Below are 17,097 nucleotides of genomic sequence, written 5' to 3' on the forward strand. Positions count from 1 at the left end.
CCAACGACGTCCTTCCAAGGACTTTACAAAGCCACCGCAAGGTGGCTTTTTTTTGCCTGCGCGCAGCAGAAAGGGCGTCCGAAGACGCCCTTTCTGTGGGTGACGCTGCGCCGAAGCGGACCGTCAGTGTCCGTGAGACACCACCTCACCGGCCTTCAGCTGGTACACCGTGCCGCAGTAAGGGCAGCGGGCTGTGCCGGTCTTCGCCACGTCCAGGTAGACCTTGGGGTGGCTGTTCCAGAGCTTCATGTCGGCCTTGGGGCTGGGGCAGAAGATGCCGCCCTGGTGGTTCAGGTCGGCGGCGGCCAGTTCAATCGTTGCGTTTTTCATGTCAAACCTTCGCCAGCCAGTGGGCGTACTTGGGGTTGCGGCCGTTGACGATGTCAAAGAACGCGCTCTGGATCGTTTCGGTGATCGGGCCGCGGCTGCCGGCGCCGAGCTCGATGCGGTCGAGTTCGCGGATGGGGGTTACTTCGGCGGCGGTGCCGGTGAAGAAGGCCTCGTCGGCGATGTAAACCTCGTCGCGCGTGATGCGCTTCTGCACGATCTCCAGGCCCAGGTCCTTGGCGATGTGGAACACCGTGTTGCGGGTGATGCCATTGAGCGCACCGGCCGACAGATCGGGCGTGTAGATGACGCCGTTCTTGACCACGAAGATGTTCTCGCCCGCGCCTTCGCTCACGAAGCCCGAGCTGTCCAGCAGCAGGGCCTCGTCGTAGCCCTCGTCGGTCACTTCCATGTTGGCCAGGATGGAGTTGGTGTAGTTGCTCACCGCCTTGGCCTGCGTCATGGTGATGTTGACGTGGTGGCGGGTGTAGCTGCTGGTCTTGACGCGGATGCCGCGCTTCAGGCCCTCTTCACCCAGGTAGGCGCCCCAGGCCCAGGCCGCGACCATCAGGTGGATGGTGTTGCCCTTGGGGCTGACGCCCAGCTTCTTGTCGCCGATCCAGGTCAGCGGGCGGATGTAGCAGCTTTCGAGCTTGTTTTCGCGCACCACGGCCTTCTGGGCTTCGTTCACCTCTTCCTTGGTGAACGGCAGCTTCATGCGCAGGATCTTGGCGCTGTTGAACAGGCGCTCGGTGTGCTCTTCCAGGCGAAAGATCGCCGTGCCGCCCACCGCGTTGTAGGCCCGCACCCCTTCGAAAGCGCCGCAGCCGTAGTGCAGCGTGTGGGTCAGCACATGGATCTTGGCGTCGCGCCAGTCGACCATCTGGCCGTCCATCCAGATCTTGCCGTCGCGGTCGGACATCGAGGGAACTACGGGGCTCATGCATGCGTCCTTTGAAATGGGGGCGGCCTCGGGAGTGGCCTGCGAACCGGCCATTTTACGGTGGCGTGCCGGCGCCGGGGTCTGCGGGTGCCGCTTCAGCGCCGGGGCGCTGAAGGGCCCACTCCCGCAGCCGACCACCCCGGAAGCTCGCCGTGACCGACGAGTCGCTGGCGTCGGTCCAGCGGAATTGTTCCGGGTCCTCGCCCTCCGGCGTCAGGCGCTCGCCCAGCGAGCGCGTCATGGCCAACACGTGCATCAGCGTCACCCCGGGTTTGAGCTTGGCGTTGAGCATGACGGCGCTGTCCACGTGGCCGATGGGCCGGCTCGACGCGCGTTTGAACACTGTCATCAGCCGCGTGACGTGCAGCAGCAGCCACATGACCAGACCACCGGTCACCACGGCCACGCCGGCCCAGCCGTATTTCTGATGGGCCAGGACCAGCAGCGCGGCGCCGGCCAGCGGAATCACAATTCTCTGGAAGTTCATGCCCTGGATTGTCGCGGCTGTCGGCGGGCGCGCCGTTGCGGACAACGCTTACCCCATCAGTCTTTCATGGCGCCAGAACACCACCTCGGACGCTTGAAGTGGTGCAGCCCAGGGCACCGTCGGGCCGGCTTTGCCGGACGGCCAGTGCCGCCCCCTGGGGGGTAGCGCGAAGCGCTGCGGGGGGTACTTCACGCCAGGCTGCGCGCCAGCTCCATGGCTTCCTCGATGCGGTCCACGCCGTGGATGGTCAGGCCCTCGAAGGCCTTGTCGTTTTTCTTCGGCGCGTTGGCCTTGGGCACCACGGCCACGCTGAAGCCGAGCTTGGCGGCTTCCTTCAGCCGCTCCTGTCCGCGCGGCGCGGGGCGCACCTCGCCCGCCAGGCCCACCTCGCCGAAGGCGATGAAGCCTTTGGGCAGCGCTTTGCCTCGCAGGCTGCTGGTGATGGCCAGCATCACCGCCAGGTCGGCCGCCGGTTCGCTGATGCGCACGCCGCCCACGGCGTTGACGAACACGTCCTGGTCCATGCAGGCCACGCCGGCGTGGCGGTGCAGCACCGCCAGCAGCATGGCCAGCCGGTCGCGGTCCAGGCCCACGGAGAGCCTGCGCGGCGATGGGCCGCCGCTGTCCACCAGCGCCTGGATTTCCACCAGCATGGGGCGCGTGCCTTCCAGCGTCACCATGACGCAGCTGCCGGGCACCGGCTCCGAATGTTGCGAGAGAAAGATCGCGCTCGGGTTGCTCACACCTTTCAAACCGCGCTCGGTCATGGCGAACACGCCGATCTCGTTCACGGCGCCGAAGCGGTTCTTGATGGCGCGGATCAGGCGGAAGCTCGAATGTGTGTCGCCCTCGAAATACAGCACCGTGTCCACCATGTGCTCCAGCACGCGCGGGCCGGCCAGGGCGCCTTCCTTGGTCACGTGGCCCACCAGCACGATGGCCGTGCCGCTGGCCTTGGCCGCGCGCGTCAGGTGGGCCGCGCACTCGCGCACCTGGGCCACCGAGCCGGGCGCCGAGGTCAGTTGTTCGGAATACACCGTCTGGATCGAGTCGATCACGGCGATGGCGGGCTTGGTGTGGTCCAGCGTGGCAAGGATCTTCTCCAGCTGGATCTCGGCCAGCACGCTGACCTGCGAACCATCCAGCCCGAGCCGGCGCGAACGCAGCGCGACCTGGGCGCCGCTTTCTTCACCGGTCACGTACAGCGTCTTCTGACCCGAGCGCTGCAGCGAATCCAACGCCTGCAGCAGCAGGGTGGACTTGCCGATGCCCGGGTCGCCGCCGATCAACACCACGCCGCCTTCCACGATGCCGCCGCCCAGCACCCGGTCCAGCTCGTCGTGGCCGGTGGGCGTGCGCTGCACGTCGGTGGCGTCGATGTCGGCGAGCGTCGTGACCTCGGCCGTCTTGGCCAGCGAGGCGAAGCGGTTCTTCGCCGGGGCGGTGGATTCGGCCACCGATTCGATCAGCGTGTTCCAGGCGTTGCAGTGCGGGCACTTGCCCAGCCACTTGGGGCTGCTGCCGCCGCACTCGTTGCAGGTGTATTGGGTTTTTTCTTTGGCCATGTGGCAGGCAATATAGTCGAGTCCCGCCGCGCTCCCGGCCTGGCCTGCCTCCTCTGGACACCCTTTGTCAGCACCCCACGATCCCCGTTTGCCGCCCGCCGCCGCTTTGCGTGTGCTGCGGGCGGATGAGCTGCCGCCGTCGCCCGCCGTGCGCGCGTTCAACCTGCAGCTGACCCGCGTCGACAAGCTCAAGGCCCAGCTCGCCGAGCTGGACGCGCTGGCACAGTCGCACCGGGTGGAGCTGCACCGCTGGGTCGCGCCCTTGCAGCAGCGCCAGCGTGAGCACATGCGCGAGCTGGCCCAGGGTCTGGCCGAACACCTGCAGGGCAAGGCGCTGAGCCGCCTGCAGCAGGACACCGCCACCGAAACCCTGTGCCGGCTGGCGCAGACCCTGGCCGAGGAGGGCGACACGGCGATGGCCGCGCTGCACGACCGGCACAGCCGACAGACACTGGCGCAGAAAAAGCAGGCCGCGGCCGACGCCCTGCGGGCGCGGCTGGAAGACGTGTTGGGCGAGCCGTTGACCCATGCGGGCGAAGACGCTTCGATGGAAGAACTGCTGCGCGCCGGCATGGCGCGGCTGCGCGAGTCGCAGGACGAAGAGCAGGCGCGCCGCCAGGCGAAGGCGAAAGCGCGCAAGGCCAAGCAAAAGCCAGGCACCGAACAGATCAAGGCCCAGGCCCAGCAGACCGATGCCGACACCCAGCTGCGCACGCTGTTCCGTCAGCTGGCCAGCGCCCTGCACCCGGACCGCGAACCCGATCCGCAGGAGCGCCTGCGCAAGACCGCGCTCATGAGCGAGGCCAACGCGGCGTATGGCCGCAAGGACCTGGTCACGCTGATGCAGATCCAGCTGCGTGCGGAGCTGGCCGACCCGGCGGCGGTGTCGCGTTTGGCCGATGACAAGCTGGCCGCGCTGACCCTGTTGCTCAAGCAGCAGGTGGCCGATCTGGAGCGCGAGCGCGCCGCGCGCCAGCAGCGCCTGGCCGGCGAGTTCGATCTGCCGCCGGGCCAGGCCACCAACCCCAACACCCTCAAACAGCACCTGCTGGCGCAGGTGGACGCGCTGGAATCGGCGGTGGCGCAACTGGAGCAGGACCTGGAACAGGTGCGGGAACCTGCGTCGCTCAAGCGCTGGCTGAACCAGCAGCGCGACACACCGCGCCGTGTGCGCGCCGACCGCGACCCCGACGACTATTTCTAGACCGGCGTCGCCGGTGGGTGGCTGTAGCGCCGCGTCACTTCGGCGATCTCCACCGAGTAGCTGGCGTACCAGCGCTCGCGGCCCAGGCGCTGCGCCATCAGGTGGTCGGTGTGCTGTTTCCAGGCGCGGATGCGGGCCTCGTCGGGCCAGTACGACAGCGCGATTTCCTGGTCACCTTCTGTGACGGCGGTGAAGTCGAGGCAGCCGAACTGTGTCAACGCCAGTTCGCGCATCTGCGCGGCCATGGCGCTGTACTCGGCATCGAGCGCGCGGGCCTTGGCCCGAAAGATCACCACAAACATCTATTTGAACCCCCGTGCGAGCAGGTGCGTGAGTTCGGCCGCCGGTAGCGCCTGGCAGCCGCTGGCGTTCTGACCCGACCACAGCGGTGAACAATCGCCGCTGCCCAGCGCCTCGAAGTGCGCGCGCAGCGGGGCCATGGCGGCGGTGGCGAGCGGGAAAGCCGGCGTGGCCGGGCTCATGGGGCCGAGCTCGCGCATCACGCGGTTGACGATGCCACGCGCCGGCCGGCCGGTGAACAGGTTGGTGAGCGCCGTGTGGTGCGCGGCCTCGCTCTGCAGGGCGGCGCGGTGCAGGGCGCTGGTGGTGGTCTCCGGGCAGCACAGGTAGGCCGTGCCCACCTGCACGCCGGCCGCGCCCAGCGCCATGGCCGCGGCCACGCCCGCCGCGTCGGCGATACCGCCGGCCGCGATCACCGGCACGTCCACGGCGGCCACGATCTGCGGCAGCAAGGCGAAGCTGCCGACCTGGGTCGTCAGGTCGTCTGAGAGAAACATGCCTCGGTGGCCTCCGGCTTCCAGGCCCTGCGCGATCACCGCGTCCACGCCGTGGGCCACCAGCCACCGCGCCTCTTCGACCGTGGTGGCCGACGACAGCACCACGCTGCCCCAGCCCTTCACGCGCGCCAGCAGGTCGGGCGCGGGCAGGCCGAAGTGGAAGCTCATCACCGGCGGGCGGAAGGGTTCGATCGCATCGGCCGCGGCCTGGCTGAATGGCACGCGGCCCGCGCCCGTGGGCACGGTGCCGATGTCGAGACCGGCCTCGGCGTAGAAGGGCGCGAGCGCCTCGCGCCAGCGCGCCTCGCGGGCCGGGTCGGGCACGGGGGGCGTGTGGCAGAAGAAGTTGAGGTTCCAGGGGCGGGACGTGCCTTGGGTGAGCGTCTTCAGCTCGGTGTGCAGCGCCTCGGGCGTGAGCATCGCGCCGGGCAGCGACCCGAGGCCCCCCGCGTTGCAGACGGCCACGGCCAGTGCCGCGCCTTGCACGCCCGCCATCGGGGCCTGGATCAGGGGGAGTTCGGTGCCCAGCAGGGCCAGCAGGGTGTTCATGGTCCGGCATTGTCCGCCCGGCGGCCGGGGTCCTGTCAAACCCCGCTCGAAGTCGGGTTAACCCCGATTTGGGTTTACCGAGGCAATCATTTAACATATTAAATAAATGAGCCAACCATCACCTTCTTTCGTCCACCGCAACCTGCCCCGCTTGCTGCTCGAAGCGCGCGAGGCGGTGATGCAACACACCCGGCCCAGCCTGCGCGAGCACGGCCTGTCGGACCAGCAGTGGCGCGTGCTGCGCGTGCTGGGTGAACACGCGGGCGACCCGGCGGGTGTCGAGACCGGCCGCGTGGCGCGCGAGGCCTTGCTGCTCGGCCCCAGCCTCACCGGCGTGCTCACGCGCATGGAGCGCGATGGCCTGATCAGCCGCGCGCGTTGCCCGCAGGACGCGCGTCGCACCGTGGTGCGCGCCACCCGCGCGGGCCTGAAGCTGGTGGCCACGCTGTCAGAGACCATCGAGGCGCACTACGCGTGGATGGAAGCGCAACTGGGCAAGGCGCAGCTGGCGAAGCTCTACACGCTGCTCGACCAGGTGATCGCGCTGGAGGCGCCGGTGAGCGATGAACTGCCCGAGGAAGAAACCCCATGAACCCACCTCCCTACCTCCCCAGCGGCACGGTCTACGGGACCCTGCTGAACTTCCGGCGCGAACACGCGCTGTGGGCGCCGCGCATGCACGAGGCGCCCTACAAGGCACCGCCGCTGGCGCCGGTGCTCTACATCAAGACCGCCAACACCTTCACGCGTTGCGGGCACGCCATCGTGCTGCCCACAGGGGTGGACGAGGTCGAGGTCAGTGCCTCGCTCGGCCTGGTGGCGGGTGAGGGCGGCGAGGTGGCGGGCTGCGTGCTGCTGGCCGATGTGGCGGTTCCGCACGCGAGCTACTACCGGCCGCCGGTGAAGTACCACAACGTGGACGGCTTCCTCGGCGTGGGCGACGTGGTGCGGCCGGTCGCCGAGCTGGGCGGATTGGGCGGTCTGGCCGCGCTGACGCTGGAGCTGCGGGTCGATGGCGTGGTGCGCCAGCGTGTGTCGCTGCAGGACATGCTGCGCGACGCCGCCACGCTGTGGGCCGACGTCAACGCCTTCCAGTCCATGCGGCCGGGTGACGTGCTGATGGTCGGCACCGACTGCCTGGACGACGGCTCGCGGCCGCGCGCACGGGCCGGCGACTCGGTGGAGGTCACCGCCACCGGGCTGAGCCCGCTCACCAACCATTTTGTGCAGGAGATGACGGCATGAAACGCGCCCGCATTGCCTGGGCCGGTGCGGTCCACGACGCCATCGAAGCCGATGGCCAGCTGGAGCTGCTCACGCCCGCGTTCAAAGGCCGCCGTGTGGCTTTTGACGAGGTGGTCTGGCTGCCGCCGCTGGCTCCGGTGCCCCGTCCCCGCACCGTGCTCGCGCTGGGACTGAACTACGCCGACCATGCGAAGGAACTCGCCTTCAAGGCGCCCGAGGAACCGCTGGCCTTTGTGAAGGGCGAGGCATCGCTCATTGGCCACCGCGCCTTCACCGTTCGGCCCGACGGCGTGAACTTCATGCACTACGAATGTGAACTCGCGGTGGTGATCGGAAAGCCCGCGAAGCGCGTGAAGAAGGCCGACGCCTTGCAGCACGTGGCCGGTTACACCGTGGCCAACGACTACGCGATCCGCGACTACCTGGAGAACTGGTACCGCCCCAACCTGCGCGTGAAGAACCGCGACACCTGCACGCCCATCGGCCCCTGGCTGGTGGATGCGACCGATGTTCCCGACCCCATGAACCTCGCGCTGCAGACCACTGTCAATGGCCAGGTCACGCAGCAAGGCAACACGCGCGACATGATCTTCGATGTGCCCACGCTGATCGAGTACTTCAGCGCCTTCATGACCCTGCAACCCGGCGACCTGATCCTCACCGGCACGCCCGACGGCGTGGTCGACTGCCAGCCCGGCGACGTGATCGTCACCGAGATCGAGGGCATCGGCGCTCTCACCAACACCATCACCGCACAGAGACCAGCATGACCCGCATCGATCACCTCATCAACGGCAAGACCGTCGCCGGCACCGACTACTTCGAATCCATCAACCCTGCCACGCAGGGTGTGCTGGCCGAAGTGGCCTCGGGCACCGAGGCGGACGTCAACGCGGCGGTGCAGGCCGCCAAGGACGCGTTCCCGAAATGGGCCGGCCTGCCCGCGACCGAGCGCGCCAAGAAGATCCGCGCACTCGGCGAACTGATCGCGAAACACGTGCCGGAGATCGCGCAAACCGAAACCGACGACACCGGCCAGGTGATTGCGCAGACCGGCAAGCAGCTGATCCCGCGCGCGGCGGACAACTTCAGCTACTTCGCCGAGATGTGCACCCGCGTGGACGGCCACACCTACCCCACGCCCACGCACCTGAACTACACGCTGTTCCACCCGGTGGGCGTGTGCGCGCTGATCTCGCCGTGGAACGTGCCCTTCATGACCGCCACCTGGAAGGTCGCGCCAGCGCTGGCGTTCGGCAACACGGCGGTGCTGAAGATGAGCGAGCTGTCGCCCATGACCGCCGCGCGCCTGGGCGAGCTGGCGCTGGAAGCCGGCATCCCGGCCGGTGTGCTGAACGTGGTGCACGGCTTCGGCAAGGAGGCGGGTGAGCCGCTGTGCGCGCACCCGGACGTGCGCGCGATTTCCTTCACCGGGTCCACGGCGACGGGCAACCGCATCGTCAAGACCGCGGGCCTGAAGAAGTTCAGCATGGAGCTGGGCGGCAAGAGCCCGTTCGTGGTCTTCGACGACGCCGATCTGGACCGCGCGCTCGACGCCGCACTCTTCATGATCTTCAGCAACAACGGTGAGCGTTGCACGGCGGGCAGCCGCATCCTGGTGCAGCAGAGCATCTACGCCGACTTTGCGGCGAAGTTCGCCGAGCGCGCGAAGCGCATCGTCGTGGGCGACCCGCAGGACGAGAAAACCACCATCGGTCCGATGATCAGCCAGGGCCATCTGGCGAAGGTGCGCAGCTACATCGAGCTGGGGCCGAAGGAGGGCGCGACCCTGCTGTGCGGCGGCATCGACCGCCCGAGCTATGCGGCCGAACTGCCCGCGCATGTGCAGGCCGGCAACTTCGTCTGGCCCACCGTGTTTGCCGACGTGGACAACCGCATGCGCATCGCGCAGGAAGAGATCTTCGGCCCGGTGGCCTGCCTGATTCCTTTTCGCGACGAGGCGCACGCCATCGAGCTGGCGAACGACATCGCCTACGGTCTCTCCAGCTACGTGTGGACGGAGAACATCGGCAAGGCGCACCGGGTGGCCGCTGCCGTGGAAGCAGGCATGTGCTTCGTGAATTCGCAGAATGTGCGCGACCTGCGGCAACCGTTTGGAGGCACCAAGGCGTCGGGCACGGGGCGAGAGGGCGGGACCTGGAGTTATGAGGTGTTTCTGGAGCCCAAGAACGTGGCGGTGTCGCTGGGCTCGCACCACATTCCTCATTGGGGGGTGTGACTTGTTCGCCTCTGTTTCGCTCATGCACCTGGGCGGGCTCAGCGAGCCGGGGTACCCGACTCCGCTCATGTCCCCCGAAACGGGCTGCGCCCGTTTCTCCTCCTTTACTTCGCTGCGTCGGGTACCCCGACTCGCTGAGCCAGAAGCAACCTGGGCGCGAACTTTGGGCCAACCGATGCGCAGCGAGAAGGCGGTGATGGGTGTGTGCAGCAGCGAAGTAAAGGAGGAGGGCTGCGCGCAGCGCAGACCGGGGGACATGAGCGTAGGTACACGCCCATCACCGCCTTCTCCGCACACAAGTCAGCCAAGCAACAGCAGCCAACAAACAAAGCAACGGAGACAGACGCAATGGGCAAAGTAGCACTCGTAGGAAAGATCACCCACGTCCCCTCGATGTACCTCAGCGAACTCGACGGCCCCCGCAAAGGCACCCGCCAGGACGCCATCGACGGCCACAAGGAAATCGCGCGCCGCTGCAAAGAGCTGGGCGTCGACACCATCGTCGTCTTCGACACCCACTGGCTCGTCAACGCCAGCTACCACCTCAACTGCGCGCCGCACTTCGAAGGCACCTACACCAGCAACGAGCTGCCGCACTTCATCAGCAACCTGCCGTTCTCCATTCCCGGCAACCCCGAACTCGGGCAACTGCTGGCCAAGGTGGCCAACGAACACGGCGTCGAAACCCTGGCCCACCACGCCACCACGCTCGGCCCCGAATACGGCACCCTCGTGCCCATGCGCTACATGAACGCCGACCAGCACTTCAAGGCCATCTCGGTCTCGGCGCTGTGTACCGTTCATTACCTCAACGACAGCGCGCGCCTGGGCTGGGCCATGCGCAAGGCGGTCGAAGACCACTACGACGGCACCGTCGCCTTCCTCGCCAGCGGCAGCTTGAGCCACCGCTTTGCACAGAACGGCCTCGCCCCCGAATTTGCCTTCAAGGTCTGGAGCCCCTTCCTCGAAACGCTGGACCACCGCGTCGTGCAGATGTGGGAAAACGGCGAGTGGGCCGACTTCTGCGGCATGCTGCCCGAGTACGCGGCCAAGGGCCACGGCGAAGGCTTCATGCACGACACCGCCATGATGCTGGGTGTGCTGGGCTGGAGCGAATACGCCGGCAAGGCCGAGGTCATCACGCCGTACTTCGGCGCCTCGGGCACCGGCCAGATCAACGCTGTGTTCCCGGTCACGCCCGTCACCGGCAAAGCGATCCCCCAAGCGCAGGCCTCGGCCGCCGACGGCTTCAGCCTCGTGAGTTCGCGCCTCTGAACGGAACCCCTCCCATGCCCCACCTCGTCATCCTCTACACCCCCAACCTCGACAAGCCCGCGGCCGAAGGCGGCGTCGACATGAGCGGCCTGTGCCGCGCCCTGTGCGACACCATGCTCGGTGTGCGCGACGAGCAGGATCGCCAGGTCTTCCCCACCGGCGGCACGCGCGTGCTGGCCTACCCTTCGGCGCACAGCGCCGTGTCCGACGGCGGTGCCGCGGGCATCGCGGCCGGGCTGGGTGGCGACTACGCCTTCGTCTACATGAACGTGCGCATGGCCCAGGGCCGCAGCGCTCTCGTGCACCAGCGCGTGGGCGATGCGCTCAGCGTCTGCGTGAAGGAGCGCTTTGCCGAGCAACTCGCGAAGCGCCCCATCGGCATCACCGTGCAGGTGGACGAAGGCCACGAGGTCTTCGACGCCAAGAACAGTTCGCTGCACCCGCTCTTTGCTCCCAAGAAAGCCTGAGAAAAACATGTTCAGCCCCGAACTCATCGCCGAACTCGCCGCCGAGTTGCAGCAGTCCCAGCAGACCCGCACGCAGGTCGAGCATTTCTCGAAGCGCCACCCCGGCATGACCGTCGAAGACGGCTACCGCATTGGCCGCGCCTGGGTGGATCTGGAGAAGGCCGAAGGCAAAAAGGTCATCGGCCACAAGATCGGCCTCACCAGCCGCGCCATGCAGATCAGCAGCCAGATCGACGAGCCGGATTACGGCACGCTGCTCGATCACATGCTCTACACCGCGAGGGCCGGTGAGGTGCTGGAGATTCCGGTGAATCACTTCATCGCACCGCGCGTGGAGGTGGAGCTGGCGTTCGTGCTCAAGGCGCCGCTGGCCGGCCCCAATGTGACGGTGGAAGACGTGCTCGCCGCCACCGCCTACATCACGCCCGCGATCGAGATCATCGACGCGCGCATCGAGCAGTTCGACCGCCACACCAAGGTGATGCGCAAGGTCTACGACACCATCAGCGACAACGCGGCCAACGCCGGCATCGTGATCGGCGCGGGCGACCCTAAGCAACCCAACCTGTTCCGCGCCGACCCGCGCAGCACCAACCGCCCCTGGTGCGGCGCCATCCTGCGGCAGAACGGCGCGGTCGAAGAGACCGGCCTGGCCGCCGGCGTGCAGGGCGACCCGGCGATCGGCATCGCCTGGCTGGCCAACAAGCTCGCGCTCTGGGGCGAAACGCTGCAGGCCGGCGAGATCGTGCTCGCGGGCAGCTTCACGCGGCCCGTCGCGGCCAAGGCGGGTGACCTGTTCGAGGCGGACTACGGCCCGCTGGGTTGCCTGAGTTTCAAGTTCATCTGAACGCTCCAGAGGAGACCAATACATGTCCGAAGCCTTCCTGCGCCCCGCGCGTTTCAGCGAAACCGAGTGGGCCGCCCGCGTGCAGCTCGCCGCGTGTTACCGCATCTTTGCTCACCTCGGCTGGGCCGAGCTGATCTACAACCACATCTCGCTGCGCGTGCCCGGGCCGGAGGACCACTTCCTCATCAACCCCTTCGGCCTGCACTACACCGAGGTCACGGCGTCCAACCTGGTGAAGGTGGACATCGACGGGAACACCATGGGCCACAGCGACTGGCCCATCAACCCCGCTGGCTTCACCTTCCACGGCGCCATCCACGCCACCCTGCCCGACGCGCACTGCGTGATGCACGTGCACACCACGCCGACCATGGCCGTGTGTTGCCTGAAAGACGGTCTGTCGTTCACCAACTTCTACGCCGCGCAGCTGTACGGGCAGGTGGCGTACCACGCGTTCGAGGGCATCACCGTGCACCGCGACGAAGGCGCGCGCATCCTCGCGTCATCGGGCGGCAAACCCGTGCTGCTGCTGCGCAACCACGGGCCTGTGATCATGGGCAGCACGCTGGCGCAGGCCTTCAACCGCCTGTGGGTGCTGCAGCGCGCGTGCGAAGTGCAGATGGCCTCGCAGCCGCTGGGCGAGCTGCAGCCCATCACCGAAGCCGCGCTGCAGGCCTGCGTGCGCGACTCGCTGAACTTCAACCCCCAATTCGGCGCGGGTGAAGATTCGTTCGCCGCCATGCAGCGCCTGATCGACCGCGTCGACCCGGGGTACCGCGCATGAACGCCCCTTCTGTTCAGAAAGTCGCGGTGGTCGGCGTGGGTGCCATCGGCGGGCTGTTCGCCGGTTGGATCGGTTCGCGTTTGCCGGCCGGTCAGATTCAACTCTCGGCCGTGGCACGCGGCGAGACGCTTCGCACCCTGCGCGAGCAGGGCCTGACCTGGGTGGATGCCGACGGTGCCGAGCACCGCGTGGCCGTCAACGCCAGCGACGACCCGGCGAGCCTGGGCGTGCAGGACCTGGTGATCGTCTCGGTCAAGGGCCCGGCCATGCCGCAAGTGGCTCCCGCGGTGCGCGCGCTCATGGGGCCGCACACGGTGGTGCTGGTGGCCATGAACGGTGTGCCCTGGTGGTTCTTCGACGGGCTGCCCGGCGAGGCCGCGGGCTTGCGGTTGAACGCGGTGGACCCCGGCGGCGCGACGGCCGCGCAGATCCCCACGTCGCAAGTGATCGGCTGCGTGGTGCACGCCAGCGCCGCCGCGCCCACCCCCGGCCGCATCGAGCGCATCAAGAACAACCAGCTCATCATCGGCGAGCCCGCGGGCGGCGTGTCGCCGCGCGTGCAGGCCCTCAGCGACTTGCTCACGCAGGCAGGTTTCGGCATCACCGTCTCCGAGCGCATCCAGCGCGACATCTGGTTCAAGCTCTGGGGCAACATGACCATCAACCCCATCTCGGCCATCACCGGGGCGCCCTGCGACCGCATCCTGGACGACGAGCTGGTGCGCGGTTTTGTCAGCGCCATCATGCTGGAGGCCAAGGCCATCGGCGCCCGCATCGGCATCCCCATTGACCAGAGCCCGGAAGACCGCCACGCCGTCACCCGCAAGCTCGGCTCCTTCAAGACCTCGATGCTGCAGGACGTGGAAGCCGGTCGCCCCATCGAGCTCGACGCGCTGGTGGGCGCGGTGCGCGAGATCGGCCAGCACCTGGGCGAAGCCACGCCCAACATGGACGCGCTCATGGGCCTGACCCGGCTCATGGGGCAAATGAAGCAGCTCTACCCCGAACCGACGAAGACACCATGAAAATCCCCCAGAACACCTTCCGCGATGCCCTCAAGGCCGGCCAAGCCCAGATCGGCTGCTGGGTCGGCTTCGCCTCACCCGATGTGGCCGAGGCCCTGGCCGGCTGCGGCTTCGACTGGCTGCTGATCGACGGCGAACACGCACCCAACGACCCGCGCACCGCCCTCGACCAGCTGCGCGCGATTGCGCCCTACGGCAAGACCCACGCCGTCGTGCGCGCGGTCGAGGCCAACGTCGCCCTCGTCAAGCAATACCTCGACATCGGCGCGCAGACCCTGCTGATCCCGATGGTCGACACCGCCGAGCAGGCCGCGCTGATGGTCCAGGCCATGCGCTACCCGCCCGAGGGCATCCGCGGCATGGGCGCCGCGCTGGCGCGCGCCTCGCGCTGGAACCAGGTCGACGACTACCTCAACCAGGCCAACGACCAGATGTGCCTGCTGGTGCAGGCCGAGACCGTGACCGCGGTGAAGAACCTGAAGGCGATTGCCGAGACCGAGGGCGTGGACGGCGTGTTCTTCGGCCCGGCCGACCTCTCGGCCAGCATGGGCCACCGCGGCCAGCCCGGCCACCCCGAGGTGCAACGCGTCATCCTCGACGGCATCGCCACCGTGCGTGCCGCCGGCAAGGCCGCGGGCATCCTCGCCACCGACCCGACGCTGGCGCAGCAGTACCTCGACGCGGGCGCGCTGTTCGTGGCGGTGGGGGTGGACACGACGCTGCTGGTGAAGGCGGCGAGTGGGTTGGTGCAGCGCTTTGGCGCCGGGGCAGCAGCCACCCCGCCGTCCTCATCCGGGGGCTACTGAGCGCCCCGGCGCCGCTCACTCGGGGAGGTGGCAGACCGCTTCGACGTTGTTGCCCTCGGGGTCGATCACAAAGGCGCCGTAGTAGTTGGGGTGGTAGTCCGGGCGCAGGCCGGGCGCGCCGTTGTCCTTGCCGCCGGCGGCCATCGCTGCCTTGTAGAAGGCATCCACCTGAGCGCGGCTTTGTGCGCGCCACGCCAGATGGCAACCCGAGGTGGCCGCTGGCCCGCCGTAGGGCGAAGGCCCGTCGATGAACCACACATCGGCCTTTTTGCCGTCGGGCTCGGCGGCGTCCGGGTAGGCCAGGCCGAGCATGTTGGAACCGTAGTTCCCTTCAAAGCAGACGCTGTAGCCCAGCGGCGCCAGGGCCGCGCTGTAGAAGGCCTTGGCCTGGGCGATGTTGGTCACGCGAAACGTCATGTGGTCGAGCATGTGGGATCCTTCGGTTGGTGCGGAGAGCGTGTTGGAGGTGGAAACTGTATATAAATACAGTTCTCATGACAAGAGGCCGACCAATGTGATGAGCGGCATGCTGTCGCCGCCGTTGCCTTGCTTAGGACGCTTGTCCTATACTGCCTAGGCCAATCGTCCTAGGAACACCCGCCCACCATGCCCTCACCGTCATGAGCGCCGCCGAAGCCACACCCACCACCCGAGGCCGCATCGTCGAGGCGGCGGACACCCTGTTCTACCAACGGGGGTTCGAGAAGACGTCCTTTGCCGACATCGCCGACGCCGTCGGCCTCTCGCGGGGCAACTTCTACTACCACTTCCGAACCAAGGACGACATCCTGGCGGCGGTCATCGCGCTGCGTTCGGTGCGCACCCAGTCCATGCTGGACGCATGGACGCGGGACGCCGCAACGCCGTCGGACCGGTTGCGCTGCTTCGCGGAGATGCTGGTCCGCAACCGGCACGACATCCAGCGTTACGGCTGTCCGGTGGGAACGCTGTGCGCCGAACTGTCCAAGCTCGACCACCCTGCGCAAGGCGACGCCGGCACGATCTTTGGCCAGTTCCGCGACTGGCTGCGCACCCAGTTCGAGTCCCTGGGCCATGCGCCGCGCGCCGACGAACTGGCGCTGCACCTGCTCGCGCGCAGCCAGGGCGTCGCCATGCTGGCCAGCACCTTCCACGACGAAGCCTTCATCCAGCGCGAAGTGGATGCGATGGCGGCGTGGCTGGACACCTTCGTTCCCCATCCGGTGGCCGCGAAGCGGCCCAGACGAAAGGCCGCCTCATGAACCTTCACAGCACCACCGTGTTCATCGTCTTCCTGCGATTCGGCCCGAACCGCGCACAGGCGGGCCAGTGGATGGCCGGGCACAAACAGTGGATTCAGGACGGCATCGCCGACGGCAGCTTCCTGCTGGCCGGCTCGCTCGATCAGGCACAGGGCGGCCTGGTGATCGCCGCGGGCACCGATGCCGCCGCGATCCATACCCGCGTCGCGCAGGACCCCTTCGTGTTGCACGGCGTCGTGACGGCCGACATCCACGCCGTCGCCCCCTCGCTCATGGCGCAAGGCTTGTCTGCGCTGCTCGCCGGCAGCGGGAGTGCCGCATGAGCGCCGCGCCGGGCCGCCCCAAGCAAGCTCGCACCGCCGCTCGAAGAGCGGAGGTTGCCTTGTGAGCGCCGCCCAGACCGTGACCGGCAGCGACGGTCAGCCGCGCTGCCGCTGGTGCGCCGCCGCGCCGGAGTTCGAGGCCTACCACGACCACGAATGGGGCTTCCCGGTGGGCGACGACATCCGCCTGTTCGAGAAGCTCTGCCTGGAGAGCTTCCAGTCGGGCCTGAGCTGGCGAACCATCCTCGCCAAGCGCGAGAACTTCCGAAAGGCATTCGACGGGTTTGACTTTCACCGGATGGCGAGCTACGACGAGCGCCAGGTCGCCCGCCTGCTGCAGGACGAAGGCATCGTCCGTCACCGGGGCAAGATCGAAGCCGTCATCCACAACGCCGGTCGCGCCGTCAGCCTTCAGGCCGAGTGCGGCTCACTGGCGGCCTACTTCTGGCGCTACGAAGTGGACCGGTCCACAGCCGCGCCCCCTCAAACCGTGACGACCTCTCCCGAGGCGCTTGCCCTGGCGAAAGACCTGAAGCAACGCGGCTGGAAGTTTGTCGGACCCACCACCGTCTACGCCTTCATGCAGGCCATGGGCCTGTTGAACGACCACGTGCCAGGCTGCATCGTGGCCCCGCGGGTGGATCAGGCGCGGGCGGTGTTCAAGGTGCCGGTGCGCTGACCGCTGCCTCGGCGCTGGTACAGCAGTACCTCGACGCGAGCGCGCTGTTCGTGGCAGTGGGGGTGGACGCGATGCAGCTGGTGAGGGCGGCGAGCAGGTTTGTGCAGCGGTTTGGCGCGGGTGCTTCAAAGGGGCCGGCTGCGCCGTCGGGTGGGTACTGAGCCGCCAAGTCTTGTGCCGCTGGGAAAAGTGGCAGACCAGCGGCAGCGCTGCATTCGATAGCGACCGAAGTCCGCACAAGTTAAGGGTTGTAGGACGCCCTCCCGCGCAGGCGTGCCGATGACACACGCTGAC

General features: G+C 67.8%; 21 protein-coding genes. 14 read left to right on the forward strand and 7 right to left on the reverse strand.

Annotation, left to right across the window (positions count from 1 at the left end):
• Window positions 1–123: 123 nt before the first annotated feature.
• The 4 genes from IV088_RS13485 to radA form a co-directional block, all read right to left on the reverse strand.
• A complete protein-coding gene (locus IV088_RS13485) occupies window positions 124–330 on the reverse strand; it encodes a zinc-finger domain-containing protein (RefSeq protein ID WP_236963284.1) in 207 nt (68 codons plus the stop codon).
• Window position 331: 1 nt separating this feature from the next.
• Window positions 332–1,270 (reverse strand): branched-chain amino acid transaminase, encoded by a 939-nt coding sequence (locus IV088_RS13490; RefSeq protein ID WP_291102780.1) that lies wholly within the window; start codon window positions 1,268–1,270, stop codon window positions 332–334.
• 55 nt (window positions 1,271–1,325) lie between these two features.
• Window positions 1,326–1,757 carry a glycerate kinase gene (locus IV088_RS13495; RefSeq protein WP_291102783.1) on the reverse strand — a complete coding sequence of 144 codons (432 nt, stop codon included), beginning with the start codon at window positions 1,755–1,757 and terminating at the stop codon, window positions 1,326–1,328.
• A 188-nt stretch (window positions 1,758–1,945) separates the two neighbouring features.
• Window positions 1,946–3,322: a DNA repair protein RadA gene (gene radA / locus IV088_RS13500; protein ID WP_291102786.1), complete on the reverse strand. Its 1,377-nt coding sequence runs from the start codon at window positions 3,320–3,322 to the stop codon at window positions 1,946–1,948.
• 64 nt (window positions 3,323–3,386) lie between these two features.
• Here radA and IV088_RS13505 point away from each other — a divergent pair, with 64 nt between their 5' ends.
• Window positions 3,387–4,526: a hypothetical protein gene (locus tag IV088_RS13505; RefSeq protein ID WP_291102789.1), complete on the forward strand. Its 1,140-nt coding sequence runs from the start codon at window positions 3,387–3,389 to the stop codon at window positions 4,524–4,526.
• Here the strand turns inward: IV088_RS13505 and IV088_RS13510 are convergent.
• Both IV088_RS13510 and IV088_RS13515 read right to left on the reverse strand, forming a co-directional pair.
• Window positions 4,523–4,828 (reverse strand): antibiotic biosynthesis monooxygenase, encoded by a 306-nt coding sequence (locus tag IV088_RS13510; protein WP_291102792.1) that lies wholly within the window; start codon window positions 4,826–4,828, stop codon window positions 4,523–4,525. The genes IV088_RS13505 and IV088_RS13510 overlap by 4 nt on opposite strands.
• Window positions 4,829–5,872, reverse strand: coding sequence for a nitronate monooxygenase (locus IV088_RS13515; protein ID WP_291102795.1), 1,044 nt, complete (start codon window positions 5,870–5,872; stop codon window positions 4,829–4,831).
• Window positions 5,873–5,978: 106 nt separating this feature from the next.
• On the opposite strand from IV088_RS13515, the gene hpaR reads away from it, so the two are divergent.
• From hpaR to hpaI, 10 genes are all read left to right on the forward strand, one after another.
• Window positions 5,979–6,464 carry a homoprotocatechuate degradation operon regulator HpaR gene (gene hpaR / locus IV088_RS13520; RefSeq protein ID WP_291102798.1) on the forward strand — a complete coding sequence of 162 codons (486 nt, stop codon included), beginning with the start codon at window positions 5,979–5,981 and terminating at the stop codon, window positions 6,462–6,464.
• Window positions 6,461–7,117: a fumarylacetoacetate hydrolase family protein gene (locus IV088_RS13525; protein ID WP_291102801.1), complete on the forward strand. Its 657-nt coding sequence runs from the start codon at window positions 6,461–6,463 to the stop codon at window positions 7,115–7,117. The genes hpaR and IV088_RS13525 overlap by 4 nt, the downstream gene beginning before the upstream one ends.
• Window positions 7,114–7,887 carry a fumarylacetoacetate hydrolase family protein gene (locus IV088_RS13530; protein ID WP_291102804.1) on the forward strand — a complete coding sequence of 258 codons (774 nt, stop codon included), beginning with the start codon at window positions 7,114–7,116 and terminating at the stop codon, window positions 7,885–7,887. Before IV088_RS13525 ends, IV088_RS13530 begins: the two co-directional genes overlap by 4 nt.
• A complete protein-coding gene (hpaE, locus tag IV088_RS13535; protein WP_291102808.1) occupies window positions 7,884–9,356 on the forward strand; it encodes a 5-carboxymethyl-2-hydroxymuconate semialdehyde dehydrogenase in 1,473 nt (490 codons plus the stop codon). Before IV088_RS13530 ends, hpaE begins: the two co-directional genes overlap by 4 nt.
• A 348-nt stretch (window positions 9,357–9,704) precedes the next feature.
• Complete coding sequence (gene hpaD / locus IV088_RS13540; RefSeq protein ID WP_291102811.1) at window positions 9,705–10,631, forward strand: 3,4-dihydroxyphenylacetate 2,3-dioxygenase; 927 nt, start codon at window positions 9,705–9,707, stop codon at window positions 10,629–10,631.
• Between the two features lie 14 nt (window positions 10,632–10,645).
• Window positions 10,646–11,098, forward strand: coding sequence for a 5-carboxymethyl-2-hydroxymuconate isomerase (locus IV088_RS13545; RefSeq protein ID WP_291102814.1), 453 nt, complete (start codon window positions 10,646–10,648; stop codon window positions 11,096–11,098).
• A 7-nt stretch (window positions 11,099–11,105) separates the two neighbouring features.
• Entirely contained in the window at window positions 11,106–11,945 is an 840-nt protein-coding gene (hpaH, locus tag IV088_RS13550; protein ID WP_291102817.1) for a 2-oxo-hept-4-ene-1,7-dioate hydratase, read from the forward strand.
• 22 nt (window positions 11,946–11,967) lie between these two features.
• Window positions 11,968–12,729 (forward strand): class II aldolase/adducin family protein, encoded by a 762-nt coding sequence (locus tag IV088_RS13555; RefSeq protein ID WP_291102820.1) that lies wholly within the window; start codon window positions 11,968–11,970, stop codon window positions 12,727–12,729.
• On the forward strand, window positions 12,726–13,754 hold the full coding sequence (locus IV088_RS13560) for a 2-dehydropantoate 2-reductase (protein ID WP_291102823.1): 1,029 nt from the start codon (window positions 12,726–12,728) through the stop codon (window positions 13,752–13,754). The genes IV088_RS13555 and IV088_RS13560 overlap by 4 nt, the downstream gene beginning before the upstream one ends.
• Window positions 13,751–14,560 (forward strand): 4-hydroxy-2-oxoheptanedioate aldolase, encoded by an 810-nt coding sequence (gene hpaI, locus IV088_RS13565; RefSeq protein ID WP_291102826.1) that lies wholly within the window; start codon window positions 13,751–13,753, stop codon window positions 14,558–14,560. The genes IV088_RS13560 and hpaI overlap by 4 nt, the downstream gene beginning before the upstream one ends.
• A 15-nt stretch (window positions 14,561–14,575) precedes the next feature.
• Here the strand turns inward: hpaI and IV088_RS13570 are convergent, their stop codons facing one another.
• Window positions 14,576–14,989 carry a VOC family protein gene (locus tag IV088_RS13570; protein WP_291102829.1) on the reverse strand — a complete coding sequence of 138 codons (414 nt, stop codon included), beginning with the start codon at window positions 14,987–14,989 and terminating at the stop codon, window positions 14,576–14,578.
• Between the two features lie 191 nt (window positions 14,990–15,180).
• On the opposite strand from IV088_RS13570, the gene IV088_RS13575 reads away from it, so the two are divergent.
• The 3 genes from IV088_RS13575 to IV088_RS13585 all read left to right on the forward strand — a co-directional run bounded on the left by IV088_RS13575 (window position 15,181) and on the right by IV088_RS13585 (window position 16,803).
• Window positions 15,181–15,801 carry a TetR/AcrR family transcriptional regulator gene (locus IV088_RS13575; protein ID WP_291102832.1) on the forward strand — a complete coding sequence of 207 codons (621 nt, stop codon included), beginning with the start codon at window positions 15,181–15,183 and terminating at the stop codon, window positions 15,799–15,801.
• On the forward strand, window positions 15,798–16,124 hold the full coding sequence (locus tag IV088_RS13580) for a hypothetical protein (RefSeq protein ID WP_291102835.1): 327 nt from the start codon (window positions 15,798–15,800) through the stop codon (window positions 16,122–16,124). Before IV088_RS13575 ends, IV088_RS13580 begins: the two co-directional genes overlap by 4 nt.
• Window positions 16,125–16,185: 61 nt before the next feature.
• Complete coding sequence (locus IV088_RS13585) at window positions 16,186–16,803, forward strand: DNA-3-methyladenine glycosylase I (protein WP_291102838.1); 618 nt, start codon at window positions 16,186–16,188, stop codon at window positions 16,801–16,803.
• Window positions 16,804–17,097 lie beyond the last annotated feature (294 nt).

It is taken from the genome of Hydrogenophaga sp. (assembly GCF_018780075.1).
GTDB lineage: Bacteria > Pseudomonadota > Gammaproteobacteria > Burkholderiales > Burkholderiaceae_C > Hydrogenophaga.